17 protein-coding genes and 3 rRNA genes are annotated in these 26,452 nt (G+C 41.7%); 16 read left to right on the top strand and 4 right to left on the bottom strand.

Going from position 1 to position 26,452, the window contains the following annotated elements:
- Positions 1-165 precede the first annotated feature (165 nt).
- From parC to rrf, 5 genes are all read left to right on the top strand, one after another.
- Positions 166-2,451: a DNA topoisomerase IV subunit A gene (parC, locus tag C2869_RS17825; protein ID WP_108604223.1), complete on the top strand. Its 2,286-nt coding sequence runs from the start codon at positions 166-168 to the stop codon at positions 2,449-2,451.
- 110 nt (positions 2,452-2,561) lie between these two features.
- A complete protein-coding gene (locus C2869_RS17820; protein ID WP_159084224.1) occupies positions 2,562-3,674 on the top strand; it encodes an enoyl-CoA hydratase/isomerase family protein in 1,113 nt (370 codons plus the stop codon).
- Positions 3,675-4,246: 572 nt separating this feature from the next.
- Positions 4,247-5,775, top strand: a 16S ribosomal RNA gene (locus tag C2869_RS17815).
- A gap of 296 nt (positions 5,776-6,071) precedes the next feature.
- Positions 6,072-8,944: ribosomal RNA gene (locus C2869_RS17810) — 23S ribosomal RNA — on the top strand.
- A 147-nt stretch (positions 8,945-9,091) separates the two neighbouring features.
- A 5S ribosomal RNA gene (gene rrf, locus C2869_RS17805) occupies positions 9,092-9,206 on the top strand.
- Together the 16S, 23S and 5S rRNA genes form the textbook arrangement of a ribosomal RNA operon.
- A 137-nt stretch (positions 9,207-9,343) precedes the next feature.
- On the opposite strand, the gene trxA is transcribed toward rrf, so the two are convergent.
- Positions 9,344-9,661 (bottom strand): thioredoxin, encoded by a 318-nt coding sequence (trxA, locus tag C2869_RS17800; protein WP_108604221.1) that lies wholly within the window; start codon positions 9,659-9,661, stop codon positions 9,344-9,346.
- Positions 9,662-9,779: 118 nt separating this feature from the next.
- On the opposite strand from trxA, the gene C2869_RS17795 reads away from it, so the two are divergent.
- Together C2869_RS17795 and C2869_RS17790 are read left to right on the top strand one after the other, a co-directional pair.
- Entirely contained in the window at positions 9,780-10,655 is an 876-nt protein-coding gene (locus C2869_RS17795; protein WP_108604220.1) for a LysR family transcriptional regulator, read from the top strand.
- 60 nt (positions 10,656-10,715) lie between these two features.
- On the top strand, positions 10,716-11,228 hold the full coding sequence (locus C2869_RS17790) for a hypothetical protein (protein ID WP_108604219.1): 513 nt from the start codon (positions 10,716-10,718) through the stop codon (positions 11,226-11,228).
- Between the two features lie 112 nt (positions 11,229-11,340).
- On the opposite strand, the gene dapD is transcribed toward C2869_RS17790, so the two are convergent.
- The 3 genes from dapD to map all read right to left on the bottom strand — a co-directional run bounded on the left by dapD (position 11,341) and on the right by map (position 15,699).
- Positions 11,341-12,168, bottom strand: a complete 828-nt coding sequence (dapD, locus tag C2869_RS17785) for a 2,3,4,5-tetrahydropyridine-2,6-dicarboxylate N-succinyltransferase (protein WP_108604218.1) — start codon at positions 12,166-12,168, stop codon at positions 11,341-11,343.
- Between the two features lie 26 nt (positions 12,169-12,194).
- Positions 12,195-14,816: a [protein-PII] uridylyltransferase gene (gene glnD, locus C2869_RS17780; protein ID WP_108604217.1), complete on the bottom strand. Its 2,622-nt coding sequence runs from the start codon at positions 14,814-14,816 to the stop codon at positions 12,195-12,197.
- A 64-nt stretch (positions 14,817-14,880) separates the two neighbouring features.
- Positions 14,881-15,699 (bottom strand): type I methionyl aminopeptidase, encoded by an 819-nt coding sequence (gene map, locus C2869_RS17775; protein ID WP_108604216.1) that lies wholly within the window; start codon positions 15,697-15,699, stop codon positions 14,881-14,883.
- Positions 15,700-16,058: 359 nt separating this feature from the next.
- Here map and rpsB point away from each other — a divergent pair, with 359 nt between their 5' ends.
- The 9 genes from rpsB to bamA all read left to right on the top strand — a co-directional run bounded on the left by rpsB (position 16,059) and on the right by bamA (position 26,433).
- A complete protein-coding gene (gene rpsB, locus C2869_RS17770; protein ID WP_108604215.1) occupies positions 16,059-16,790 on the top strand; it encodes a 30S ribosomal protein S2 in 732 nt (243 codons plus the stop codon).
- A gap of 111 nt (positions 16,791-16,901) precedes the next feature.
- Entirely contained in the window at positions 16,902-17,753 is an 852-nt protein-coding gene (tsf, locus tag C2869_RS17765) for a translation elongation factor Ts (RefSeq protein WP_108604214.1), read from the top strand.
- A gap of 257 nt (positions 17,754-18,010) precedes the next feature.
- Positions 18,011-18,748 (top strand): UMP kinase, encoded by a 738-nt coding sequence (gene pyrH / locus C2869_RS17760; protein WP_199915590.1) that lies wholly within the window; start codon positions 18,011-18,013, stop codon positions 18,746-18,748.
- A gap of 20 nt (positions 18,749-18,768) precedes the next feature.
- On the top strand, positions 18,769-19,326 hold the full coding sequence (gene frr, locus C2869_RS17755; RefSeq protein WP_108604213.1) for a ribosome recycling factor: 558 nt from the start codon (positions 18,769-18,771) through the stop codon (positions 19,324-19,326).
- 396 nt (positions 19,327-19,722) lie between these two features.
- On the top strand, positions 19,723-20,478 hold the full coding sequence (locus C2869_RS17750; RefSeq protein ID WP_408011867.1) for an isoprenyl transferase: 756 nt from the start codon (positions 19,723-19,725) through the stop codon (positions 20,476-20,478).
- Positions 20,468-21,343 carry a phosphatidate cytidylyltransferase gene (locus C2869_RS17745; RefSeq protein ID WP_199915589.1) on the top strand — a complete coding sequence of 292 codons (876 nt, stop codon included), beginning with the start codon at positions 20,468-20,470 and terminating at the stop codon, positions 21,341-21,343. The genes C2869_RS17750 and C2869_RS17745 overlap by 11 nt, the downstream gene beginning before the upstream one ends.
- A gap of 6 nt (positions 21,344-21,349) precedes the next feature.
- A complete protein-coding gene (gene ispC, locus C2869_RS17740) occupies positions 21,350-22,546 on the top strand; it encodes a 1-deoxy-D-xylulose-5-phosphate reductoisomerase (protein ID WP_108604211.1) in 1,197 nt (398 codons plus the stop codon).
- Complete coding sequence (gene rseP / locus C2869_RS17735) at positions 22,547-23,896, top strand: sigma E protease regulator RseP (protein ID WP_108604210.1); 1,350 nt, start codon at positions 22,547-22,549, stop codon at positions 23,894-23,896.
- Between the two features lie 26 nt (positions 23,897-23,922).
- Entirely contained in the window at positions 23,923-26,433 is a 2,511-nt protein-coding gene (gene bamA / locus C2869_RS17730; RefSeq protein ID WP_108604209.1) for an outer membrane protein assembly factor BamA, read from the top strand.
- Positions 26,434-26,452: the final 19 nt, after the last annotated feature.

The raw sequence follows: 26,452 nt of genomic DNA, 5'->3' as shown, positions 1-26,452 counted from the left end.
TGGGGCCGCCTAAATGGATTTAGGTAGTAGAACGACGTAGGAGCCAAAGTCGAGAGTAAGCGCCGACAATGAACCATAAGACCTGAGCGAGAAGACTATATTGATAAATGTTAAGCCAAAGTAATTCGATAGCTAACAAAATAAACAGCAAGTAACTCCAATAATATGTCTGATACTCTCGATATAAACTTGACCAATGTTGAGCAATTACCACTTCGTAAATTTACCGAAGACGCTTACCTCAATTACTCAATGTACGTCATTATGGATAGGGCTTTACCGCATATAGCCGATGGGCTTAAGCCGGTGCAACGTCGTATCATTTATGCCATGTCGGAACTTGGCTTGTCAGCCGCGGCAAAATATAAAAAATCTGCGCGTACTGTTGGTGATGTGCTAGGTAAATTCCATCCACATGGTGACTCTGCCTGTTATGAAGCCATGGTATTAATGGCACAGCCATTTTCCTATCGCTATCCGTTAGTTGATGGGCAAGGTAACTGGGGTGCACCGGATGATCCTAAGTCCTTCGCAGCCATGCGTTATACCGAAGCTAAGTTATCGAAATTTGCCGATGTCTTGTTAGGTGAGTTAGGCCAAGGTACGGTTGATTGGGGGCCAAACTTTGATGGCACTATGAAAGAACCGGTTAATTTACCAGCGCGTTTACCGCATATCTTGTTAAATGGTGTTACTGGTATTGCGGTAGGTATGGCGACGGATATTCCGCCACATAATGTTCGTGAAACAGCGGACGCAGCTAAATATTTGCTTGATCACCCCAATGCAGGGATCGAGAAAATTATGAATTTTGTGCCGGGGCCGGATTATCCGACAGAGGCTGAAATTATCACGCCTAGCAAAGATATTCGTAAAATATACGAGTCCGGTCGTGGTTCTATCAAAATGCGCGCCGTATATGAGGTTGAGCAAGGCGAAATTGTTATAACTGCCTTACCTCATCAGGCTGCAGGCAGCAAAATTTTAGAGCAGATCGCTGCACAAATGCAGGCTAAAAAATTACCTATGGTATCGGATTTACGCGACGAATCTGATCATGAAAACCCTATTCGCTTGGTGGTTGTGCCTCGGTCTAATCGCGTTGATACTGAACAGCTTATGCAACACTTGTTCGCGACCACAGATCTCGAAAAAAATTATCGAGTGAATCTGAATATGATCGGCTTAGATGGTCGACCACAGGTTAAAGGGCTAACTACTATTCTTAACGAATGGTTGGAATATCGTCGTGCAACGGTAACTCGTCGTTTGCAATATCGCCTCGACAAAGTCTTGGCTCGCTTACATATCTTAGACGGTTTATTAATTGCTTTCTTAAATATTGATGAAGTAATCCATATTATTCGTACCGAGGATGAGCCTAAACCTGTTTTAATGGAACGCTTCCAGATCACAGATAAACAAGCTGAAGCGATCCTCGAATTAAAATTACGTCATCTTGCTAAACTTGAAGAAATGAAAATTCGTGGTGAGCAAGATGAATTAGAAGCAGAGCGTCAAGAGCTGGAAAAAATTCTAGGTTCAGATACCGAGTTACGCAAACTGATTAAAAAAGAGATCACCGCAGATGCCAAAAAATATGGCGATGATAGACGTTCGCCAATTATTGAACGTGGCGAAGCCAAAGCATTAAGCGAAAAAGATCTCGTTCCCACAGAAGCCGTTACTGTTGTGGTTTCTGATAAAGGCTGGGGACGTTGTGCTAAAGGCCATGATGTCGATGTTCAAGGTTTAAGCTACAAAGCCGGAGATAGTTATCTTGCTTCAGCAAAAGGTCGTTCTAATCAACCTTCGGTATTTATTGATTCATCAGGTCGAGCATTTTCTACTGACACTCATACCTTGCCATCAGCCAGAAGTCAGGGTGAACCGTTAAGTGGTCGGTTCAATATTGCAGCGGGAGAAAGAATTGAGCATGTTGTACTTTCTGCCAGTCAGGATAAATATTTGATGGTTTCTGATGCGGGCTATGGTTTTGTCACTGAATTTGAAAATCTGATCAGTAAGAACAAAGCCGGTAAAGCGTTATTAACTTTACCTACAAATGCTAAAGTGATCCCACCAATTCAGTTGTTAAGTGATGACTCGCAATTTGTGGTGGCGGTGTCTAATGAAGGACGTATGTTGATCTTTCCAATAAAAGACCTTCCTACCTTAGCAAAAGGTAAAGGTAATAAGATCATTAGCATTAGTGCAGAACGCGCGCGTAATCGAGAAGAGTTTGTTAAGCATATTGGTGTGATTAGTGAAGACCAAGCTATTGTGTTAGTTGCTGGCAAACGTCAGATGACGCTTAAACCGAAAGATTGGGAGCACTATAAAGGTGAGCGAGGCCGTCGTGGTAATAAATTACCAAGAGGGTTGCAACGTGTAGATGAATTATTGATCGATAATGATGTAAGTAGTGATGAAGCTGAATTAGCAGACTAAACTCTTAATTTCATTTTAAATAGTTTGAGGCCTAATCCGTTGATTAGGCCTTTTTATTTTTATCAGCTAATTTTATAAAGTAGCAAATTCAACTTAGCTGGATTTACAATTTGCCCTTCATTCAAAGCAGCATCCGATTTCTACAAAACCCAATCCAAAATCAATATTACTTTCTTGAAATAAAACTTAACGCGCCAGATAAGCTGAATGCTCAAGATACACAAATGGTTTTGGCATTACGTAATTTATTGCTGGAACATCAGCCAATCGAAAAGTGCATTGGTATTTTATTACATTCTGATTTTTGTAAAGCATTTTGTTCTGGAGGTGATGTTAAATCGCTTTATTTGGCGCAAATTAAAAATAAACAACAGGTATGTTCCACTGTTAAGCAGTTTTTTAGCAATGAATACAGACTGATGTTAGAAATGAAAAACTACCCTAAGCCCATCATCTGTATTGCAAATGGTATTACGATGGGCGGAGGAATGGGCTTGTTGTGTCATTCCAGCCATAAAGTTATTTTGAATGATACTAAATTGGCGATGCCTGAAACGTTAATCGGCTTTTTTCCGGATGTATTTGCAAGTCGATTCTTATTAAAAACAAACAACAATCTTGGTGTATTAATGGCGATTGGTGCTTTGTCAGTAAAAGCAAATATGGCTGTTGAACTCGGCTTGGTAGATTATTGCTTGCCAGCTACAAGTAAAAATCGCTTTATTCAAGAGCTATTGGCTAATACTTATGATCTGGCAAATATTCATCGACAACTAAACCAGCATTTAAAAAGCTATAGTTCAAATAACCATTGTTTTATTGATGAGCAAAGTAGTGAGTTTTGGCATAACCGCGATCTTAATCAATTTGTTCAAGATATCCTGAATACATCTAAAGAACATGAGTTTGCTTGTTTAATTACCAAGCTAACTAAGTTGTTAAGCGATAAAGCAGAAGCCAATAAACGACAAAGTTCTGAATGGAAAGTACTGCAAAATAATCTTGCTTATGGATCTCCGTTAAGTTTGTTGACGATATTCCGCCAGTTTAATCAAACTTTTGCTAATGACGAATCTCACTATGAGTTTGATTTAAATGTGGCTTTTAAATTATGTGCTTACGGTGACTTTCAAGAAGGTGTGCGTGCACTTTTGGTTGATAAACAGCAAGATCCACGTTGGAAGTTTAAAAATATCAATGATGCTAGCTTATTTAAGTTCTAATTCGCTAAGTAAATTTTCATGAACTTTCAATTTGAGATTCAAGATTAGTCAGGCAATAGGCTTTTTAAGGTTAACGAGGATTGCGTTTAAGTGACATAATCATTTATTTGGTTGTTTTTAAGACAATAATCACTCAATAAATAAGCCCTGCAATGTCAGGGCTATTTTTTTCATAAAAACTTCATTTTTTAGTTGACCGAATCTAATTCCTCCCTATAATGCGCCACCACAAACGAGGCGGCCTCAACAAGAGTTGAAACCAAATCGACAAGGTTAAAATTAATTTTAAATGTTTGAAAATTAAAGTTGACTTTGAAAAATAAGGGTGTATTATTCGCGTCCCGCTTTGAGAGGAATGCCTCACAAAGCAGTCGAAACAAATCGGTTTATTCGCAAAGGTTTCGGCAAGTTCTTTAACAATTTGGTAGCTTACTTATCTGTGTGGGCACTCGTAAATATTCAGGTATAAAAAATTACTTGATGAAGAATGAGTGACTTATACAGTCTTAAACTTGCTTCAACGACTTTGGTTGTTGAGTAAAAATCAGAATTCATTGAGACCCAGATTTACTTTTTTGAAGAGTTTGATCATGGCTCAGATTGAACGCTGGCGGCAGGCCTAACACATGCAAGTCGAGCGGTAACATTTCTAGCTTGCTAGAAGATGACGAGCGGCGGACGGGTGAGTAATGCTTGGGGATGTGCCCTAAGGTGGAGGATAACCATTGGAAACGATGGCTAATACTGCATAGTATCTTCGGATTAAAGGAGGCTTCGGCTTTCGCCTTTGGATCAACCCAAGTGGGATTAGCTTGTTGGTGAGGTAATGGCTCACCAAGGCGACGATCCCTAGCTGGTCTGAGAGGATGATCAGCCACACTGGAACTGAGACACGGTCCAGACTCCTACGGGAGGCAGCAGTGGGGAATATTGCACAATGGGGGAAACCCTGATGCAGCCATGCCGCGTGTGTGAAGAAGGCCTTAGGGTTGTAAAGCACTTTCAGTTGTGAGGAAAGTTGTGCGGTTAATACCCGTATGATGTGACGTTAGCAACAGAAGAAGCACCGGCTAACTCCGTGCCAGCAGCCGCGGTAATACGGAGGGTGCGAGCGTTAATCGGAATTACTGGGCGTAAAGCGAGCGTAGGCGGCTAGATAAGTTGGATGTGAAAAACCGGGGCTTAACCTCGGCCGTGCATTCAAAACTGTCTGGCTAGAGTCCTGTAGAGGGGGGTAGAATTTCAGGTGTAGCGGTGAAATGCGTAGAGATCTGAAGGAATACCAGTGGCGAAGGCGGCCCCCTGGACAGTGACTGACGCTGAGGTTCGAAAGCGTGGGTAGCGAACAGGATTAGATACCCTGGTAGTCCACGCCGTAAACGATGTCTACTAGCTGTTTGTGTTCTTGAAACGTGAGTGGCGCAGCTAACGCACTAAGTAGACCGCCTGGGGAGTACGGTCGCAAGATTAAAACTCAAATGAATTGACGGGGGCCCGCACAAGCGGTGGAGCATGTGGTTTAATTCGATGCAACGCGAAGAACCTTACCATCCCTTGACATCCTACGAAATTAGCAGAGATGCTTTTGTGCCTTCGGGAGCGTAGAGACAGGTGCTGCATGGCTGTCGTCAGCTCGTGTTGTGAAATGTTGGGTTAAGTCCCGCAACGAGCGCAACCCTTATCCTTAGTTGCCAGCGATTAGGTCGGGAACTCTAAGGAGACTGCCGGTGACAAACCGGAGGAAGGTGGGGACGACGTCAAGTCATCATGGCCCTTACGGGATGGGCTACACACGTGCTACAATGGACGGTACAGAGGGCGGCGAGCCAGCGATGGTTAGCGAATCCCTTAAAGCCGTTCGTAGTCCGGATTGGGGTCTGCAACTCGACCCCATGAAGTCGGAATCGCTAGTAATCGCAGATCAGAATGCTGCGGTGAATACGTTCCCGGGCCTTGTACACACCGCCCGTCACACCATGGGAGTGGGCTGCACCAGAAGTGGATAGCTTAATAATGGGCGTTCACCACGGTGTGGTTCATGACTGGGGTGAAGTCGTAACAAGGTAGCCCTAGGGGAACCTGGGGCTGGATCACCTCCTTACCTAAGACTTGAAATTTACTGAGTGTTCACACAGATAAGCAGTTACCAAAGTGGTTAGAGACCAAATCATTGACTCATCTAAATTGAGTTAATCAGTTTGGTTTCTCATCGAATTTCGTTCCTGACGAATTCGATATACCTACATCCTTGTAGGCAACCAAATGTTCTTTAACAATTAGGCAAAAGTAATAAGTTCATCCATATAGTGAATTTAGTATTCAAAATTTAATAGGCGCGTGAAAGTGTCATTTTGATTTATACGATTTGAATAATCGAAAGGTTATTTCGGGTTGTATGGTTAAGTGACTAAGCGTACACGGTGGATGCCTTGGCAGTTAGAGGCGATGAAGGACGTGTTAATCTGCGATAAGCCTGGACGAGTTGATAAAACGCGTTGAGTCCAGGATTTCCGAATGGGGCAACCCACTCTTAGGAGTATCTTGCACTGAATACATAGGTGTAAGAGGCGAACCCGGAGAACTGAAACATCTAAGTACCCGGAGGAAAAGAAATCAATTGAGATACCCTTAGTAGCGGCGAGCGAACGGGGTTCAGCCGAGATATTACACTTCAGCAGAACATTCTGGAAAGTTTGACCATAGTAGGTGATAGTCCTGTATGCGAAAAAGTGTAATGTCCATATTAAGTAGGTCGGGACACGTGATATCTTGACTGAAGATGGGGGGACCATCCTCCAAGGCTAAATACTCCTAACTGACCGATAGTGAACCAGTACCGTGAGGGAAAGGCGAAAAGAACCCCTGTGAGGGGAGTGAAATAGAACCTGAAACCGTGTACGTACAAGCAGTGGGAGCAACTTCGTGTTGTGACTGCGTACCTTTTGTATAATGGGTCAGCGACTTATATTCAGTAGCAAGGTTAACCGTTTAGGGGAGCCGTAGCGAAAGCGAGTGTTAACTGCGCGTTGAGTTGCTGGGTATAGACCCGAAACCCGGCGATCTACCCATGGGCAGGTTGAAGGTTGAGTAACATCAACTGGAGGACCGAACCCACTAACGTTGAAAAGTTAGGGGATGACCTGTGGGTCGGAGTGAAAGGCTAATCAAGCCGGGAGATAGCTGGTTCTCCCCGAAATCTATTTAGGTAGAGCCTCGGACGAATACCATTGGGGGTAGAGCACTGTTAAGGCTAGGGGGTCATCCCGACTTACCAACCCTTTGCAAACTCCGAATACCAATGAGTACTATCCGGGAGACACACGACGGGTGCTAACGTCCGCCGTGAAGAGGGCAACAACCCAGACCGCCAGCTAAGGTCCCAAAGTCATAGTTAAGTGGGAAACGATGTGGAAAGGCATAGACAGCCAGGAGGTTGGCTTAGAAGCAGCCACCCTTTAAAGAAAGCGTAATAGCTCACTGGTCGAGTCGGTCTGCGCGGAAGATGTAACGGGGCTAAACTATGCACCGAAGCTGCGGCTACATGCTTTGCATGTGGGGTAGGGGAGCGTTCTGTAAGCTGTTGAAGGTGAGTTGTAAAGCTTGCTGGAGGTATCAGAAGTGCGAATGCTGACATGAGTAACGATAATGGGGGTGAAAAACCTCCACGCCGAAAGACCAAGGTTTCCTATCCCATGCTAATCAGGGTAGGGTAAGCCGGCCCCTAAGGCGAGGCCGAATGGCGTAGTCGATGGGAAACGGGTTAATATTCCCGTGCTTGAATATATTGCGATGTGGGGACGGAGAAGGCTAATTCATCGTGGCGTTGGTAGTCCACGTGAAAGTATGTAGGCTGGAAAACTAGGCAAATCCGGTTTTCTAAGGCTGAGATACGAGACGAGACTCTACGGAGTTGAAGTGAATGATGCCATGCTTCCAGGAAAATCCGCTAAGCTTCAGATATATTCGAACCGTACTCCAAACCGACACAGGTGGTCAGGTAGAGAATACTAAGGCGCTTGAGAGAACTCGGGTGAAGGAACTAGGCAAAATAGTACCGTAACTTCGGGAGAAGGTACGCTGTTGTTTGTTAAGCCCTTGCGGTGTAAGCGAACGACAGTCGCAGTGACCAGGTGGCTGGAACTGTTTATTAAAAACACAGCACTGTGCAAAATCGCAAGATGACGTATACGGTGTGACACCTGCCCGGTGCCGGAAGGTTAATTGATGGGGTTATCTTCGGAGAAGCTCTTGATCGAAGCCCCGGTAAACGGCGGCCGTAACTATAACGGTCCTAAGGTAGCGAAATTCCTTGTCGGGTAAGTTCCGACCTGCACGAATGGTGTAATCATGGCCACGCTGTCTCCACCCGAGACTCAGTGAAATTGAAATCGCAGTGAAGATGCTGTGTACCCGCGGCTAGACGGAAAGACCCCGTGAACCTTTACTACAGCTTGGCAGTGAACATTGAGCCTACATGTGTAGGATAGGTGGGAGGCTTTGAAGCAGTGTCGCCAGATATTGTGGAGCCATCCTTGAAATACCACCCTTGTATGTTTGATGTTCTAACCTCGTTCCCTGAATCGGGAATAGGGACACTGCCTGGTGGGTAGTTTGACTGGGGCGGTCTCCTCCCAAATAGTAACGGAGGAGCACGAAGGTTGACTAAGTACGGTCGGACATCGTACGGTTAGTGCAATGGCAGAAGTCAGCTTAACTGCGAGACAGACACGTCGAGCAGGTGCGAAAGCAGGTCATAGTGATCCGGTGGTTCTGAATGGAAGGGCCATCGCTCAACGGATAAAAGGTACTCCGGGGATAACAGGCTGATACCGCCCAAGAGTTCATATCGACGGCGGTGTTTGGCACCTCGATGTCGGCTCATCACATCCTGGGGCTGAAGTCGGTCCCAAGGGTATGGCTGTTCGCCATTTAAAGTGGTACGCGAGCTGGGTTTAGAACGTCGTGAGACAGTTCGGTCCCTATCTGCCGTGGGCGTTTGAGAATTGAGAGGGGCTGCTCCTAGTACGAGAGGACCGGAGTGGACGAACCTCTGGTGTTCCGGTTGTATTGCCAAGTGCACTGCCGGGTAGCTATGTTCGGAATCGATAACCGCTGAAAGCATCTAAGCGGGAAGCGAGCCTCGAGATGAGTTCTCACTGGACTTTAAGTCCCTAAAGGGTTGTTGGAGACTACAACGTTGATAGGCAGGGTGTGTAAGAGTTGTGAGGCTTTGAGCTAACCTGTACTAATTGCCCGTGAGGCTTAACCATACAACGCCGAAGTGGCTTTGTGTGAGATGACACTGAATAACACGAACTATTAAAAAATGAATTGACTAGATTCACTAGAAAATATAACGAACTTATTACGAGCCTAATTGGTATTTAACTCAAGAGTTGAATACATAACAGTTTATGCCTGACGGCGATAGCATTGCGGAACCACCTGACTCCATCTCGAACTCAGAAGTGAAACGCAATTGCGGCGATGGTAGTGTGGGAGGTCCCATGTGAGAGTAGCACACTGTCAGGCTCTTATTCGAAAAGAAGCCCTTAGCGTTAGCTAAGGGCTTTTTGCGTTCTGGCTAAAACAATACCGAGGTGGGCGAGCATTTATGCTGTAAGTATCTCGCTTTATGCTTGCATGTATAATTTAAAAGAGACCAAGTATTAAACTTGGTCTACAAACGCTTCTAGCTGTGCTAAGGGGGCTGCGCCTACTTTTGTGCCAACTTTTTCTCCTTGATTAAAAAGTAAAAGCGTTGGGATACCTCGAATACCTTGCTCAGCCATTAATTCAGGGGCTTCATCTGCATCCACTTTGACTATTTTTACATTGTCTCGGCTTTTAGATAATTGTTCTAAAACTGGAGCAATCATTTTACAAGGACCACACCAATCTGCGTAAAAGTCTACAAGAACAACGCCATTGTGATTAGTCACTTCTTGCTCGAAATCTTGACCTGATATCTTTGTCACTTCACTCATTACGAATTCCTCTATTCATTTGCTTTGATTTAAAAGTTGGAGCTAGTGTATCGCGCTTGCTTTTATTTGATTAGATAGGTTTAATAGGAATTATTGTTCTATATATGCAACAATTGAAATGCAATCAAGTTTAGATGATCTTCTGTTTTTCGTCACTTTAGTTGAAGCCGGTTCACTAACTAAAGCGGCTGAAAAACTCAATATACCAAAGTCTAAAGTTAGTAGACGACTTGTTCAATTAGAGAATACGATAGGATCAACCTTGTTGATCAGGACGACTCGTAGCCAGAAATTAACTGAGAGTGGCGAGTTACTTTTTCAGGCGAGTAAACCTCATATAGATGCTTTAAATAATGTTGAAGAACAAATTGGCCATTTAGTTAATGAGCCGGTCGGGCAACTTAACATTTTGTTGCCTTTAGAGTTTTTTAATCAAGTTATGAGTGGGCTGGTGGCTGAGTTTGCACTTATGTACCCTAAGATCCGGCTTAATTGTGCTCATTATTCTGATGTTTTTCCAGTCGAGCATCATAACTATGACATTACTTTTGTTTTACATGAGTCACCGTTACCTGAATCCAATTGGATAGCCAAAACCTTGTTAAGTTTCCCGCAAGCTATCTATGCGTCAAAAGATTATGATATCGCACATATTAGAGAACCAGAGGATTTGGTTGACGAGAGTTGTATATTGGCGCACCAACAAGAGCAATGGTTATTTCGTGATGGAAATAGTTTGCAAGCGGTACCGGTCCACGCAAGAGTCGTGTTTACTAGTCCTGAAATGCGTAGGCAATGTACGGAACGAAATTTGGGTATTACTAAGCTGCCTAACTACACCTGTCAATTAAATTGTAAAATGCAAAAGTTGCAATTGACTAAGCAACCTGTAGCGCAGCAATTAAGCGTGTTGTATCAAAGCCGTGATGTACCATTAAAAACTCGCGTTTTTCTCGATTTTTTCCAAAATAATGTGGGTCGTCTTGAGCTTTAAGTTTATGATCTTTAGCTTATATTTCAGAGTAGCAATTGCATAGAAAAGAGGAGTTTATACTTGTTAATTCGAGCGTTAATAACTTTAACTATTGTCACTTCGTTAACCGCTTGTGTTAGTACCAAGCCTGTTGATCTTACAAATCAGATACCCAAAGTAGAAGTTGGCGATCCTATGGCAGAACATGTTGTTGAAGTTGAAATGGGGGAATTTAAGCAGGAGTTATTATCTAAGCCTCTACAAACGGTTATCGTTAGAAGCGAATTGCCCATTGATGATTTTGAGTCTGTTGCGCAGGCTCGAAAACAAGCAAGAGAGGAATCTTTATATACTGCAGTGAAGCTAGTTAATTCTGATTTTGTAATGCGCAAAAACTCTGAGCAAAAATCTGAAACTTCGTTATTAAAACATTCTGAATTTCGTGCATTAAAAGACTATTCTGTTGCGGAAATTATGCGAGTGACTCAAGTTGATGAACAACAGTGTTTTCCGATAATGAAGGCAAAGCAAGGTAAACCTGCAGCTTATTTATTGTGCGAGATGGTTATGTCAGTGCCGGTTATTGATGAATAATTTTGACTGGCTGCTTTAAAATTAAAAACAAAAAATGCCGAGTTTTAACTCGGCATTTTACGTTATGGAACTATTATTTTACTAGCAGCTCAAACTAGAGTTAAGTGGCCGCTTACTCGTCAATGTTACGTAGTAAGTTGTTAACGCCAACTTTAGCACGCGTTTGGGCGTCTACTTTCTTAACGATAATGGCTGCATATAGGCTATGTGTACCGTCTTTAGAAGGTAAAGAACCAGGAACAACAACAGAGCCTGCTGGTACACGGCCATAGTGAATTTGACCTGTTTCACGGTCATAAATGCGCGTGCTTTGGCTGATGTATACACCCATTGATAGTACAGCGCCTTCTTCAACGACTACGCCTTCTACTACTTCCGAACGAGCGCCGATAAAACAGTTGTCTTCAATGATCGTTGGGTTAGCTTGTAGTGGCTCTAAAACACCACCAATACCTACACCACCAGAAAGGTGAACGTTTTTACCTATTTGCGCACATGAACCAACAGTTGCCCAAGTGTCAACCATAGTACCTTCATCAACAAAAGCACCAATATTGACATAGCTAGGCATTAATACAACGTTAGGAGCAATGTAAGAACCTTTACGCACTGCCGCTGGTGGTACTACACGTACGCCGTCTGCTTTGAATTGCTCTTCTGTATAATCGGCATATTTAGGAGCAACTTTGTCATAATACTGAGTTTCGCCACCGGCCATTGGTGCATTATCATTGATGCGGAATGATAGTAATACTGCTTTTTTAAGCCATTGATGAACGACCCATTCACCTGCAATTTTTTCTGCAACGCGAGCTTTACCAGAGTCGATTAATTCGATGGCGTCTTCGATTGCTTTTTTAATTTCAGGCTTAACTGTACCTGGAGTGATATTAGCGCGGTCTTCAAATGCCGCTTCAATTACTGCTTTTAAATCAGACATGATATTTCCTATCTTATAAAATGAGTTTAGAGCTTGAGCTCTTGTTTAATTTGTTCAGACAATATGCGCTTTTGTTCATCACTAAGCTTATTGCCTTCATCATCGCTTAATACAAAAAAGTCTTCTGCGCGCTCACCAATGGTTGCTACTTTTGCTGAGTGAAGGGTTACGTTGTTTTGCAAGAATACGCGACCAATTTTTGCTAGCAAGCCAGGTGTATCTAAGGCTTCTAGTTCCATTAATGTACGGTCGTGATAGTCGCTGTCCAACCAAAATACCTTGGTTGGTACATTAAATTGTTTCATTTTACGCGGAATACGTTCATTGATAACAAAGTCTTCACCGCAGTTAATTGCGTTTTCAACGGCTCGGATGGCGTCTTGGCTCCGCTCGTTATCAACTAGTGTTCCATCGTCTTCTAAAATGATAAAGCTATCAACCGCCATGCCTTGATCACTGCTAAATATCATAGCGGCATGAACATTGAAATTTTTAACCGCGAGGTTAGAAGCAATGCCCGAGAAAAGGAACGGTCTATCTTTACAATAGACGAACACGGTAGTCCCGCCTTTATGTAAATCATTATGTACTTTGATAATGGGCTGATTGTCAGTTGAAGCTGAAATTTGCTCACAATGCCATGCAATTTGCGCAGGTTTATGACGCAGGTGATATTCATCGCCCATCGATTGCCAAAACTGTTCAAATTGCTGGTCACTGACTTGGGTATTCTCCAATAGCTCAATGGTATCGGCTTTACGTTGTTGGATACGTTGAGATTGCGATAAACTTTGTCTTTGACCTGTACGCAGTACTTTTAACGTACAAGTATATAGTTCACGCATTAGTGACGCCTTCCATTGGTTATAGAGGCTTTTATTGGTGGCGCGAATATCTGCCAATGTCAGTGCATAAAGCAAGTTTAAACGAATTTCATCTTCGACTAAATCTGCAAACTCATTGATAACTTGTGGGTCATTAATGTCTTTACGCTGTGAAACGACAGAGATCTCTAAATGGTTGTCAACTAACCAAGCGACTAAATCAATATCGATTTCTGCATAGCCGTGCTGTGTCATAAATTCACGTACAGCAACTGCCCCAAGTTTTGAATGGTCGCCATTTTTACCTTTGCAGATATCGTGAAATATAGCGGCTAAATAAAGCAGATCCATGCGCGGGAAATCATTACATATAGAGGAGCAACGAGGAAATTCATTGGTAAACTCAAATTGAGTATACCGATAAATATTTTTGATCAATCTATGAGTGTGCTCATCCACAGTGTAGGCATGAAACAAATCAAACTGCATTAAACCGACAATGTGCGCCCAATAATGAGTATATATTGCCATAATGCCGTGTTGATGCATTAAATCCCAAGCCGAGTCAAAAAAGTTTGGATGCTTAATTAGTTGTTTAAAGGCTAATTGGCACTCGATATGTTCAGCTAACTGTTCTTCTTTATGCTCATAGAATCGCCGAGCCATACGTAGCTGGCGTAATGTCATTGAATGCAACCCTTTTATTTGCGGGTTGTCGGCAATAACGTGGAACAGGTGTAATAACCCTGTTGGTGTTTCTAATGCTTGTGGATTTTTTAATACAATTAAGTCGTTGTATAAATCGTAGTTTTCATTAATAGCTTGGCAACGCTTTGGGTTGATGGGCTCTAAGATTGCTTCTGAGAAATATTGCAGCAGCATTTGGTTGAGTTCTGAAATACGACGGGCGACAACAAAGTATTCCTTCATCATCTTTTCGACAGATGCTTTACCTTCATCACCATAGTTAAGTAATTTTGCAACGTCGGTTTGGTATTCAAATAACAAACGGTTTTCAGAACGTTTAGCGACAATATGTAGCGCACAGCGAATTTTCCATAGGAACTGGCGACACTCTTGTAGTTCGAGTAGCTCTTGCGGTTGCAGAAAATCTTTTTTAACTAAATCGTTACCATCGGCGACATTAAAATGTTTTTTGGCAACCCAGCCAATCATTTGTATATCACGTAAGCCGCCAGGATTTTCTTTGATGTTTGGCTCTAAGTTGTAGCTTGTGCCGTTAAATTTGGCATGGCGTTCGCGTTGTTCTTTGCGTTTTTCGGTAAAAAACTTATCGCTGGGCCAAAAGCGTCTATGACCTATTTCTTTTTCCAGTTTCGCAAATGTCGTATCACAACCAGCAACGATCCGTGCTTCTAATAAGTTGGTGGCAATTGTAATATCACCTTTTGCTAACGTTATTGTCTCTTTGATAGAGCGAACGCTTTGTCCTACATCTAAGCCTATATCCCATAGCAAAGTAATAAATTGACTTATGAGCGTTTTGACTTCGGGTTTTATAGACGACTTGTAGAGAATCAGTAGATCTATGTCTGAGTGAAGGTTTAAGTGCCCACGCCCGTAACCCCCGACAGCAATTAAAGATAAGTCTTTATATTGCTCAAGCTCTAACGATTTCCAAAGATGACGAATTAAACAATCAATATAAAAGGCTCGACCTAGAATAATTTTATTAATAGGTTGTTTAGCAAAACTTTCACGTAAGTAATCGTGATAATCGCTTACCTGTTTCTTAATATTGACAATATCGTTAGGGTTCGAAATACGATGTATCAGTTCAATATGAAATTGCTGGTCGCTCACTGGTTATCCTATTCGAGTTATGGATTTATTACTGGCTGATTAAATAATTAAGCTTGGACTATGCCTATTTGTGCTCAATGACTCTTGGAAAGTCTTCGTCATTACGCAATGTGAGTATTTCTACACCATTATCTGTAATGAGTAATGTATGTTCCCATTGAGCACTTAAACTGCGATCTTTGGTGACAACAGTCCAATTATCCTTTAATAATTTACTATGGCGCTTACCCGCATTGATCATGGGTTCAATAGTAATGCACATTCCGGCTTGTAACTCTTCACCTGTCCCCGCTTTACCATAATGGACAATTTGTGGGTCTTCATGGAATGTTTTACCTATACCGTGTCCGCAGTATTCTTGAACTACGCTGTAGCCGTGCGACTCTGCATGTTTTTGGATAATAGCGCCAATGTCGCCTAGGCGAGTTCCCGGCTTAACTATTTCAATTGCTTTGTACATGCATTCTTGGGTTATTTTAACTAAGCGCTGAGCTAAAATACTGGGTTTGCCCACGAAAAACATTTTACTGGTATCGCCATGGTAACCATGTGGATGATCGGGGTCTGTACTGTCTTCATCAAATCGAACCGTTACATCAATGTTAATAATGTCACCGTCTTTTAATTTTTTATCTGATGGTATGCCGTGACAAATAACATGATTAACCGACGTACAAATTGATTTTGGAAAGCCGTGATAATTTAGTGGAGCAGGGTAGGCTTTAAATTCATTGCGAATATAGTCATGGCAGATCTGATTGAGTTCATCAGTCGTTACGCCTTTTTTGACATAAGGGCCAATCATTTCTAACACTTGCGCAGCCATTCGGCCAGAAACGCGCATTTTTTCAATTTCTTCAGGAGTTTTTATTACCGCAGCCATTCAGTTCTCTCTTGAATTTATAACCGATTGAATTTGCTTAATATTCACAATTTCAATTTTGACAGGCGATTTTACGTGATTTTGCGGCTTTTAGCATGTGCAAAACGGCTGAGTTTATAAAAAAATATTTAGTCGAGTTTACGCAAATAAATTGTTGTTGGGGGCGGTTTATGGTATAAAGCGCGCCGTTAAATCCAAATTGGATTTAACTCATGATTGTGGTGGCTCAACTTACCTGAGGCACTAACTATTTTTTATTAATTACACACACGTACTACAACGTTAGTCCGGGGTGCTTAAATTAAGTTTTAAGTCGGTACTAATGGGTGCGTGGAGGCCTAACCCCAAGAGAGGAAATTATGGCAAACGTTTCAATGCGCGACATGTTGCAAGCTGGTGTTCACTTTGGTCACCAAACTCGTTACTGGAATCCTAAGATGAAGCCTTTCATCTTCGGTGCTCGTAACAAAATTCATATCATCAACTTAGAAAAAACGGTTCCTTTATTCAAATCAGCGTTAAATGAGTTATCAGGCGTTGCTTCTAAAAAAGGTAAAGTTTTATTTGTTGGTACTAAGCGCGCTGCATCTGATGCTGTTAAAGAAGCTGCTCAAAAATCAGACCAGTTCTACGTTAACCACCGTTGGTTAGGTGGTATGTTGACTAACTGGAAAACAGTTCGTCAATCGATCAAGCGTTTAAAAGATTTAGAAGCACAAAGCCAAGACGGTACTTTTGAAAAGCTAACTAAAAAAGAAGCTTTAATGCGTACTCGTGAAATGGAAAAACTTGAGAAAAGCTTAGGCGGTATCAAAGATATGGGCGGCTTACCAGACGCTTTATTCGTTATTGATGCTGAGCACGAGCACATTGCTATCAAAGAAGCGAATAACCTAGGTATTCCTGTTATCTCTGTTGTTGATACTAACTCAAGCCCAGATAGTGTTGATTTTGTTATCCCAGGTAACGATGACGCAATCCGTGCAATTCAATTGTATTTAAACGCGGCTGCAACTGCGATCGCTGAAGGTCGTGAGCAAAACATCGAAGCACAAGCTGAGCAAGATGGTTTTGTAGAAGCTGCTGAATAATATTGCAATAAACGCAAGATATTCTTGAAATGGCAGGGGCTTATAGCCCCTGTTTATTATTAAAACCTTTATAGGGTTTTAAGCGCTTAAATTTTACGAGGAATTAAAAAGATGGCAATCACTGCTGCTTTAGTAAAAGAACTTCGCGAGCGCACTGGCGCTGGTATGATGGATTGTAAAAAAGCTCTTGTTGAAACTGATGGTGACATTGAGCTAGCAATCGAAAATATGCGTAAAAATGGTCAAGCGAAAGCGGCCAAAAAAGCAGGTAATATTGCAGCTGAAGGTACTATCCTTGTCGCTCAAGGCGAAGGTTTTGCTGCATTAGTTGAAGTTAACTGCCAAACAGATTTCGTAGCTAAGGATGAAAACTTCTTAGGTTTTGCTAACCAAGTAGCTGAAGCTGCTGCGGCTAGCAAAGTAACTGTTGAAGCATTAAAAGAACAGTTTGAAGAACAACGTGTAACGTTAGTTGCTAAAATTGGTGAAAATATCAACATTCGTCGTTTGGAGTATGTTGATGGTGACAGCCTAGCTTCATACCGTCACGGCGACCGTATCGGTGTTGTTGTAGCTGGTGATGCAGACGCTGAAACATTAAAGCACGTTGCTATGCACGTTGCTGCAAGTAAGCCTGATTACGTTAATCCAGAAGACGTACCTGCTGACGTTGTTGAAAAAGAAAAAGCTATCCAAATCGATATCGCGATGAACGAAGGTAAGCCTGCGGAAATCGCTGAGAAGATGGTTACTGGTCGTATGAAGAAGTTCACTGGTGAAGTTTCTCTTACTGGTCAAGCTTTCATCATGGAACCGAAGAAAACAGTTGGTGCTTTCCTTAAAGAGAAAGGCGCAAGTGTTTCTACTTTCATTCGCTTAGAAGTCGGTGAAGGTATTGAGAAAAAAGAAGAAGATTTTGCAGCAGAAGTTGCTGCTCAAATGGAAGCAGCTAAAAAAGCTTAATTCCAATCTTCAACAAGCCGCGCTAAGCGCGGCTTTCTTTTATATTCTTCTTACAATAAGTTTAGGACTTGACGTCTGCCAGCTTATTGACAAGCATGTAAAAATTGATGTTTTATAGCAGAAAAAGAAACAGAACATAAAACTCAATCACTTTGATTATTTGAACGATTAAACCTATTTTCACAATAGCTTTCTTGTTGTTAAAAGGCTGCTGTTAAAATGTGTTTGTAACAATTTATTGCAATCAGGGAATTATAATGAATCTAAAACCTAGTTATCGTCGTGTTCTTTTAAAACTTAGTGGTGAAGCATTAATAGGCTCAGAAGGCTTTGGTATTGATCCAAAAGTGTTGGATCGCATGGCGTCTGAAATTAAAGAGTTAGTTGAACTGGGTGTTCAAGTCGGTATTGTTTTAGGTGGTGGTAACATTTTCCGTGGTTCAGGTTTAGCGAAAGCCGGTATGAATCGTGTTGTTGGCGATCATATGGGTATGCTGGCGACGGTAATGAATGGTCTAGCTATGCGTGATGCATTACACCGCGCGTTCGTTAACGCCCGTTTAATGTCTGCTATTGAATTAAGTGGTATTTGTGATAGCTATAACTGGGCAGAAGCGATTGGTTTATTGAAGTCAGGTAAGGTTGTTATCTTCTCTGCTGGTACGGGTAATCCATTCTTTACTACGGATTCAGCTGCTTGTTTACGCGGTATCGAAATTGAAGCTGACGTCGTATTGAAAGGCACTAAGGTGGATGGTGTTTATGACGCTGATCCTGTAACGAATCCAGATGCAAAATTACATAGTAAGCTTAGCTATCAAGAAGTATTAGAAAAAGAATTAAAAGTCATGGACTTAGCTGCATTTACGTTGGCACGTGATCACAGCTTACCAATTCGTGTATTTAATATGAATACACCTGGCGCTTTGCGCAATGTGATAATGGGTGAAGAAGAAGGCACCTTAATTGACCATGCCGAAAACTTTCAAGAATAATTAAGTAATAGGATACTGCTGTGATAAACGAAATTAAAAGTGATGCGCAAGAGCGCATGTCTAAAAGCATCGAAGCTTTAAAAAGTCAGTTATCTAAAATCAGAACTGGCCGTGCCCACCCTGCATTATTAGATGGCATTATGGTTCCATACTATGGTGCGGATACGCCATTAAAACAGGTTGGTAACGTAACCGTTGAAGATTCACGTACATTAGCTGTTTCTTTATTTGATAAAAGCTTATTGCAAGCGGTAGAGAAGGCTATTTTGACGTCTGATTTAGGTCTTAACCCAAGCTCTGCAGGTACTGTCATCCGTATTCCTTTACCGCCATTAACGGAAGAGCGTCGTAAAGATTTAATTAAGTTAGTTCGAGCTGAAGCAGAAAAGGGGCGTGTTGCTATACGTAACATTCGTCGTGACGCAAATGGCGATTTAAAAGAGCTGCAAAAAGAAAAAGAAATCAGTGAAGATGAGCAACGTAAAGGTGAAGAAGAAGTGCAAAAAGTAACCGACGCTGCTATTAAAAACATTGATTCAATTCTTGCTGATAAAGAAAAAGAGTTAATGGAAATTTAATCTTTTTATGGAATTAATTAAGGCCGTAGCAAAATGCACGGCCTTTTTTGTTTGTGTTTGGTGATAAATTGAACAAATTGTTTGATTTAGTGGCATTAACGTTTAAATCGCATAAATTAAGCTAAGATTCGTTCGCCTTTTTAGGGGTAAACGTATATTCTTGTGCGTCATTATTTTGGGCGTTTATATAGTCGTCACGCTCGGGTTTTAAGGTTTATTGTCAGTTCTGTTCTCGACTTTGCCCCAATTACATAGTGGAGCAAAAGAGCATGTGGTTTTGACGTTGCCTGCACGAATAAAGCTTGGATGAAAAAGTAGGATACCGTGGTTGCATTAGAACCCGATTGCTTTGGCTATAGCTTAAAAGATTAGGAAAAGAAATAATTAGAACACTTTATGATGAGTGCGATAGAAGAATTAACAGCGCTAGATAAAAGTTGCTTACCTAAACACATAGCTATCATTATGGATGGTAACGGTCGTTGGGCAAAATCTCGAGGTAAACCTCGAGCGTTTGGTCATAAAGCCGGAGTTGAATCAGTTCGAAATGCCGTACGCTTTTGTCGTAAATTTGGTATTGATGCCCTAACTGTATTTGCTTTTAGTAGTGAAAATTGGAATCGCCCTGAATCAGAAGTTTCCATGTTAATGGAATTGTTTATGTTGGTACTAAAGCAAGAAGTCAAAAACCTGCATAAAAATAATGTTCAGTTACGTATTATTGGTGATATCAGCGGCTTTAATAAGCGCTTACAAAAGCAAATAGCTAATGCGCAAGAGCTGACCAAGGACAACACTGGTTTGATATTTAATGTAGCGGCTAATTACGGCGGACGTTGGGATATAACGCGTGCTGCCAAGGCTATGGCGCAAGACGTAGTTGAGCAAAAATTATCAGTTGATGATATTACTGAACAGACCCTTAACCAATATACAGCGACAGCAGATTTACCTGAATTAGATTTGATGATCCGTACTAGTGGTGAGCATAGGATCAGTAACTTTTTATTATGGCAAGCTGCGTATGCGGAATTTTATTTTGCAGAAGAGCATTGGCCAGACTTTGATGACGAAGTTTTTGCTAAAGCAATTATGTGTTACGCCAACCGTGACCGTCGCTTTGGGTTAACAGGAGAGCAAATTGAAAAATAATAGCTCTTTGAAAAAACGTATACTTACCGCCCTTATTTTACTGCCAGTAGCACTGGTTGCTATTTTTGAATTCCCGCTTTGGGGTTTTGCGGCATTTTGTGCATTTATCATGGCATTAGGGGCTTGGGAGTGGGGGCCGTTTATTGGTTTTTCTAAAAAACGGTTACGTATCTCACTAATGGCATTACTAATCGGGATTATTGGTTATTTATTTTACCATTTTAATCTGCATCAACCGCAGGCTTTCTCGATGCAATCTGACATAACCTTGTATTTACTGAGCGCATCGGTGGCTTGGTGGGTTATTGCCGCAGGTTTTGTTTTGTCCTACCCCAAAACATCTTCATTTTGGCGGCAAAAAGCTTTTCTTAAAATGGTATTCGGTTTTTTAACCCTAGTACCCACATGGGTTGCGGCCACGCTAATTCGTAGCACAAATTATGCTGACGATGCAAAGTTTGGTGCATGGCTGTTACTTTTTGCGATGGCGCTAGTTTGGGCCGCAGATATTGGGGCTTATTTTGCGGGTAAAGCGTATGGTAAGCGTAAACTCATGCCTAACGTCAGCCCTGGTAAAACTATTGAAGGGATGCTTGGTGGCATGATCGCTGCCTTTGCCGTGGTTTTTTTAGTGGCGCAAACCCCGTTACTCGCTGCATTTAATATTGCTCAGATGGCATTACTTTCTTTTGCCGTGGTCATTAGCTCAGTGTTGGGTGATTTGTTAGAAAGTATGCTTAAACGCCAAGCTGGAATAAAAGACAGCGGTACCATACTGCCAGGACATGGTGGTATTTTAGACCGCATTGATAGTCTCACTGCAGCGCTGCCTATTTTTGCTTTTTTGTTTTATTTCGTAATATAGCGGTTTATGCAAACACTCTCGGTTTTAGGTGCAACAGGCTCAATCGGACTCAATACATTAGATGTGGTGCGTAGCAATCCATCACTATTTAATGTATTTGCCCTAACAGGTCATGCTCAAGTCGAAAAACTGGCTGAGCTGTGTATCGAGTTTGCTCCATCTTATGCTGTTGTCATGAGTCAAAAAGCCGCGAGTCAATTAAAGCCGCTTATTGCTCATCTTGATGTTGAAGTGTTAATTGGCGTGGAAGGCTTAGAGTACGTTGCTAGCCATGCGGCGGTTGATACCGTGATGGCGGCCATTGTCGGCGCTGCAGGTTTAAAGCCTTGCTTAGCAGCAGCGCAAGCCGGTAAACGTATTTTATTAGCGAATAAAGAATCCTTGGTCATGGCGGGCCAATTATTTATTGAGCAAGTGAAGCTAAATAATGCGACCTTATTGCCAGTGGATAGTGAACATAATGCTATCTTTCAAAGCTTGCCTCTTGATTATCAACAAGATTACCTACACAAATCCATTTCGGACTTTGGGGTTAGCTCTATTATCTTAACCGGCTCTGGTGGGCCTTTTAGAGATACTCCACTACAAGAGCTTGCCAGTAAAACCCCTGCTCAAGCTGTCGCTCATCCCAACTGGAGTATGGGACAAAAAATTTCGGTTGATTCGGCCACCATGATGAATAAAGGCTTAGAGTTTATTGAAGCTTGTTATTTGTTTTCAGTGGCGCCAGAGTTTATTGAAGTGCTAATACACCCACAATCAGTCATTCATTCAATGGTTCGTTATCAGGACGGTTCGGTGTTGGCGCAAATGGGGCAGCCAGATATGCGCACACCTATTGCACATACAATGGGGTTCCCAGAGCGATTATCAACCAAAGTACAACCTTACGACTTTGTCACCGGTGGTGATTTTAGTTTTAGCCAACCCTGTGAAGCGCGTTATCCTAACCTTTATTTAGCCAAACAAGCGTTTAAGCAAGGGCAAGAAACCACCACAGTGCTTAACGCCGCCAATGAAGTCAATGTTGCCGCATTTTTAAATAACCAAATTGGCTTTACTGAAATTAGCCAGTTGAATCAATTAGCATTAGAAACGTATCAACCACATAAAGCCACTTGTATTGAAGCAATTTTGTCGATAGATACAGAAGCTCGCCATACTGCCAATCAGTTAATCGCGCAACACAGAAGGGTTAACTAAATGACATTTATATGGAATTTGCTCTTCTTTATCATTTTAATCGGCGTGCTAGTGACTGTGCATGAGTATGGTCATTTTATTGTTGCGCGCAAATGTGGTGTTAAAGTGTTGCGTTTTGCAATTGGTTTTGGCAGTCCTTTATTTAAATGGCACGACAAGCAAGGCACTGAGTATGTTATAGCCGCCATTCCATTGGGTGGCTATGTTAAAATGCTTGATTCCAGAATAGAAGACGTTCCCCAAGCCTACCACGACCAAACGTTTAACTATAAGCCGGTTAGTCAACGTATTGCTATCGTAGCTGCTGGGCCTATTTTTAATTTTATATTGGCGATTGTTGCATTTTGGGCAATGTACTTAATTGGCGTCCAGTCGCCTAAGCCGATTATTGGTGACATAGTTAAAGACTCAATTGTTGCGCAGGCTAATATTCAATCGAGTAGTGAAATATTTTCGATTAATGGCCAGCGGACAAATACTTGGCAAGATGTGCAACTTGAATTGTCTCGCGTGATTGGCGCGCCAGATGTTATTGTGGAAGTGATAGCGAAACATCAGCAACAACCTAAATCTCGCGTACTCGATTTAACTTATTGGACACCTAAACCGGAAAGTGAAAGTTTAATAACATCTATTGGTATTAAACCCTATAGACCCAATATTCACGCTATTGTCAGTCAGGTTGCTGATAAGTCTCCGGCATTTAATGTATTGCAAATTGGCGATAAAATTATTGCGGTTAACGGTAACAAAATTGCCGATTGGCGTGATTTCCAAACACAAGTATGGCCTTATCCCAATGAAGAAATTGCGATTCAGGTTGAGCGAAATGGGCGCGAGCTGGAACTTTTCTTGAAATTAGGCGTCACAAAACACCGTGATGGAAAAACCGTTGGCTTTGTTGGGGTATCACCTACAGTTGAGCCTTTTCCTCCAGAATATACTAATCATCAACAGTATAATGTGCTGGCTGCTATACCGGTAGCGGTTGAAAAAACGTGGAATACGATTACTTTGAGTTTTGCCATGGTTGCAAAGCTGTTAAGTGGTGAAGTTTCCATAAAAGCATTAAGTGGACCTGTGACCATTGCTGAGGGGGCAGGTACCACTGCAAGTTATGGGTTAGTACATTTTTTAAGCTTTATGGCCTTTATTAGCGTTAATTTGGGAATAATTAACCTTTTACCCTTGCCTGTACTTGATGGCGGCCATTTACTTTATTACCTTATCGAGCTTGCCACTGGTAAGCCAGTTCCAGAAAGTGTTCAGGAACTGGGGTATAAGATAGGGCTAATTTTAATATTTAGCATGATGAGCATAGCCATTTTTAATGATATCGCTCGTCTATAACAAGTTTGGTTTGAGTTAGTTTTCTAATGAATTTTAAAAAATCTTTACTCACTGGTGCGTTAGCACTGGCATTGAGTGCAAACGCGAATGCAGTTGAAGAGTTTATCCTTGATGATGTCAAGATAAATGGTCTACAGCGTGTCGCGCTTGGCGCAACGTTAACCTATGTCCCATTGCAGTCTGGCGATAAGGTTAACTCATTTCGTTTAACTCAAACTATTAAATCTTTGTTTGCATCGGGTCATTTTGAATCTATCGAAGCGTACCGTGAAGGCAATACATTAATTTTTAAAGTTCAAGAGCGTCCAACCATTGCCGAAGTTATTTTAGAAGGCAATAAAGATTTAAAAGATGAGCAGTTGCAAGAGAATCTTGATTCGCAAGATATTCGTGCGGGTGAACCTTTAGATAAAACGCTTTTAGCTAACCTTGAAAAAGGTCTGGAAGACTTTTACCAAAGTATTGGTAAGTACAACGCCGATGTAGAAGCGAAAGTCACCTATTTGCCGCGCAACCGTGTAAATTTGACCTTTGAATTTTCCGAGGGTGATGCAGCCAAAGTTAAGCAAATTAATATTGTTGGTAATGAACTGTTTTCGGATGATTTATTACTGAGTAAATTTGAGTCTCAGCAAGATTTAGCTTGGTGGGAATTCGGCTCAAGTGATCGTTACCAAAAGCAAACCTTGCAAGGTGATCAGGAAACGCTGGAATCTTATTATAAAGATCGCGGTTATATTCGTTTTGCCATCGACTCTACCCAAGTATCATTAACGCCTGATAAAGAGCAAGTCTATGTTACGTTAAACGTATCAGAAGGCGAAACTTACACCATTTCAAAAGTTGAGTTTGTTGGTGATTTAGTCAATCAAGAGCAGGCATTCAAGCGTATTATGGGCTTTCCTAAAGGTAGTTTATATAACGCTGCAGCCGTGACAGGTGGTGAAGAAGCCATTTCGAAGATGTTGGGCAACTGGGGTTATGCATTTCCTGAAGTAGAAACTATTCCGGAAATTGATGACGAGAAAAAAGAAGTTGCGTTAACCGTTAAGGTTGATCCCGGTAAGCGAATTAACGTGCGTCGTATCATCTTTGAAGGTAATGAAACCACAGATGATGAAGTGTTACGTCGTGAGCTACGCCAAATGGAATCAGCTTGGCTATCAAGCTATTCATTAGAAATGTCTAAAGTTCGAATTCAACGCTTACCTTATGTTGAGTCGGTTGAGTTTGAAACTGTTCGCTTGCCTGATCAAGATGATCAAGTCGATGTTATCTTTACTGTAAAAGAACAGCCTTCAGGGCAATTTAACGCTGGTATAGGTTATGGCGATGCAACAGGCTTTAGTATGCAAGCCGGTATTCAACATAATAACTTCTTAGGTACGGGTAATATGGTAGCGTTTAACGTTAATACCATCTCGTATGCTAAAACTGCTAGTGTGAGTTTTACTGATCCTTATTTTACCGTGGATGGTATCAGTTTAGGGGGCTCAGTTTCTTATCAAGAAATCGACTACGGTAACTCGTTCTCTAATACCGAAGATTACGAACTTACGCGTTTTACTTCATCACTTAATTTAAGTTACCCAATTGACGAAGTGAATCGCATTCGTTGGGGAGTAGGCTATTTTCATAATGAAATGGGTAACTTCTCGCAACCATCTGAAATGATGCGCTCATTCAATATTGTTTATGATGACAAAAAGAATGATAAAAACCAGTTAGTTTTTGATAACTATGAGTTATCAACTGGTTGGTCTCGTAGCACATTGAACAAAGGTATGTTTCCAACAGCGGGTAATAGTCAAAACTTAACGGGTAAGATTACCGTTCCAGGTTCGGATAACCAATATTTTAAATTATCGTTTGAAGATAAACATTATTTCCCATTAGATCGTTTTCATTCATGGGTGTTTACCACGCGGTTACGTTTAGGCTATGCCAACGGTTATGGAGAGATTGGCAATGGTAATGATCACGTATTACCTACGTGGGAATACTTCCGAGCCGGTGGTCAATCTACCATGCGTGGGTTTGAGAATAGTGTGGTTGGTCCTAAACTGTTTTATCGAACGTCACAAACCATAAGCGGCCCGGCGGACGGTCAAGGTAATGTTGATACTATCGTACTTGATCCTCGTTTTGACCTATTACAAAAATATACGACTAATGGTAGCCAAAACGCTCGTTCTAACGGTGGTAACGCGCAAGCGTTAGGGACAGTCGAGTTGATTTTCCCATTGCCTTTTGTTGAGCCAGCCGCGAGTACATCATTCCGTACCAGTGCTTTTGTTGATTTTGGTAACGTATGGGATACTGAGTTCGATTTTGGAAAATATGCAGAATTAGATCCAGATCAGCTTGCAATCATTGATGATTATTCGGATCCTATGCGCTTTAGAGCGTCTGCTGGTATTTCAGTGCAATGGATATCGCCGATGGGGCCGATTATTTTTAGCTTTGCTAAACCATTGAAAAAATTCGATGATGATGAAACTAAGTTCTTTAGCTTCAACATCGGTAATACATTCTAATAAAATTATAAGAATCTCA

Origin of the sequence: Saccharobesus litoralis (assembly GCF_003063625.1) — a bacterium.
GTDB lineage: Bacteria > Pseudomonadota > Gammaproteobacteria > Enterobacterales > Alteromonadaceae > Saccharobesus > Saccharobesus litoralis.
The sequence above is the reverse complement of the archived record's forward strand: the minus strand, read 5'-3'. Positions and strand labels throughout refer to the sequence as shown.

Bases quoted from the DNA above. Each gene is read 5' to 3' on its own strand.
- parC (WP_108604223.1), top strand. From the start codon at position 166: ATGTCTGATACTCTCGATATAAACTTGACCAATGTTGAGCAATTACCA.
- trxA (WP_108604221.1), bottom strand. From the start codon at position 9,661: ATGAGTGAAGTGACAAAGATATCAGGTCAAGATTTCGAGCAAGAAGTG.
- C2869_RS17795 (WP_108604220.1), top strand. From the start codon at position 9,780: ATGCAATCAAGTTTAGATGATCTTCTGTTTTTCGTCACTTTAGTTGAA.
- dapD (WP_108604218.1), bottom strand. From the start codon at position 12,168: ATGTCTGATTTAAAAGCAGTAATTGAAGCGGCATTTGAAGACCGCGCT.
- map (WP_108604216.1), bottom strand. From the start codon at position 15,699: ATGGCTGCGGTAATAAAAACTCCTGAAGAAATTGAAAAAATGCGCGTT.
- rpsB (WP_108604215.1), top strand. From the start codon at position 16,059: ATGGCAAACGTTTCAATGCGCGACATGTTGCAAGCTGGTGTTCACTTT.
- tsf (WP_108604214.1), top strand. From the start codon at position 16,902: ATGGCAATCACTGCTGCTTTAGTAAAAGAACTTCGCGAGCGCACTGGC.
- pyrH (WP_199915590.1), top strand. From the start codon at position 18,011: ATGAATCTAAAACCTAGTTATCGTCGTGTTCTTTTAAAACTTAGTGGT.
- C2869_RS17750 (WP_408011867.1), top strand. From the start codon at position 19,723: ATGATGAGTGCGATAGAAGAATTAACAGCGCTAGATAAAAGTTGCTTA.
- ispC (WP_108604211.1), top strand. From the start codon at position 21,350: ATGCAAACACTCTCGGTTTTAGGTGCAACAGGCTCAATCGGACTCAAT.
- rseP (WP_108604210.1), top strand. From the start codon at position 22,547: ATGACATTTATATGGAATTTGCTCTTCTTTATCATTTTAATCGGCGTG.
- bamA (WP_108604209.1), top strand. From the start codon at position 23,923: ATGAATTTTAAAAAATCTTTACTCACTGGTGCGTTAGCACTGGCATTG.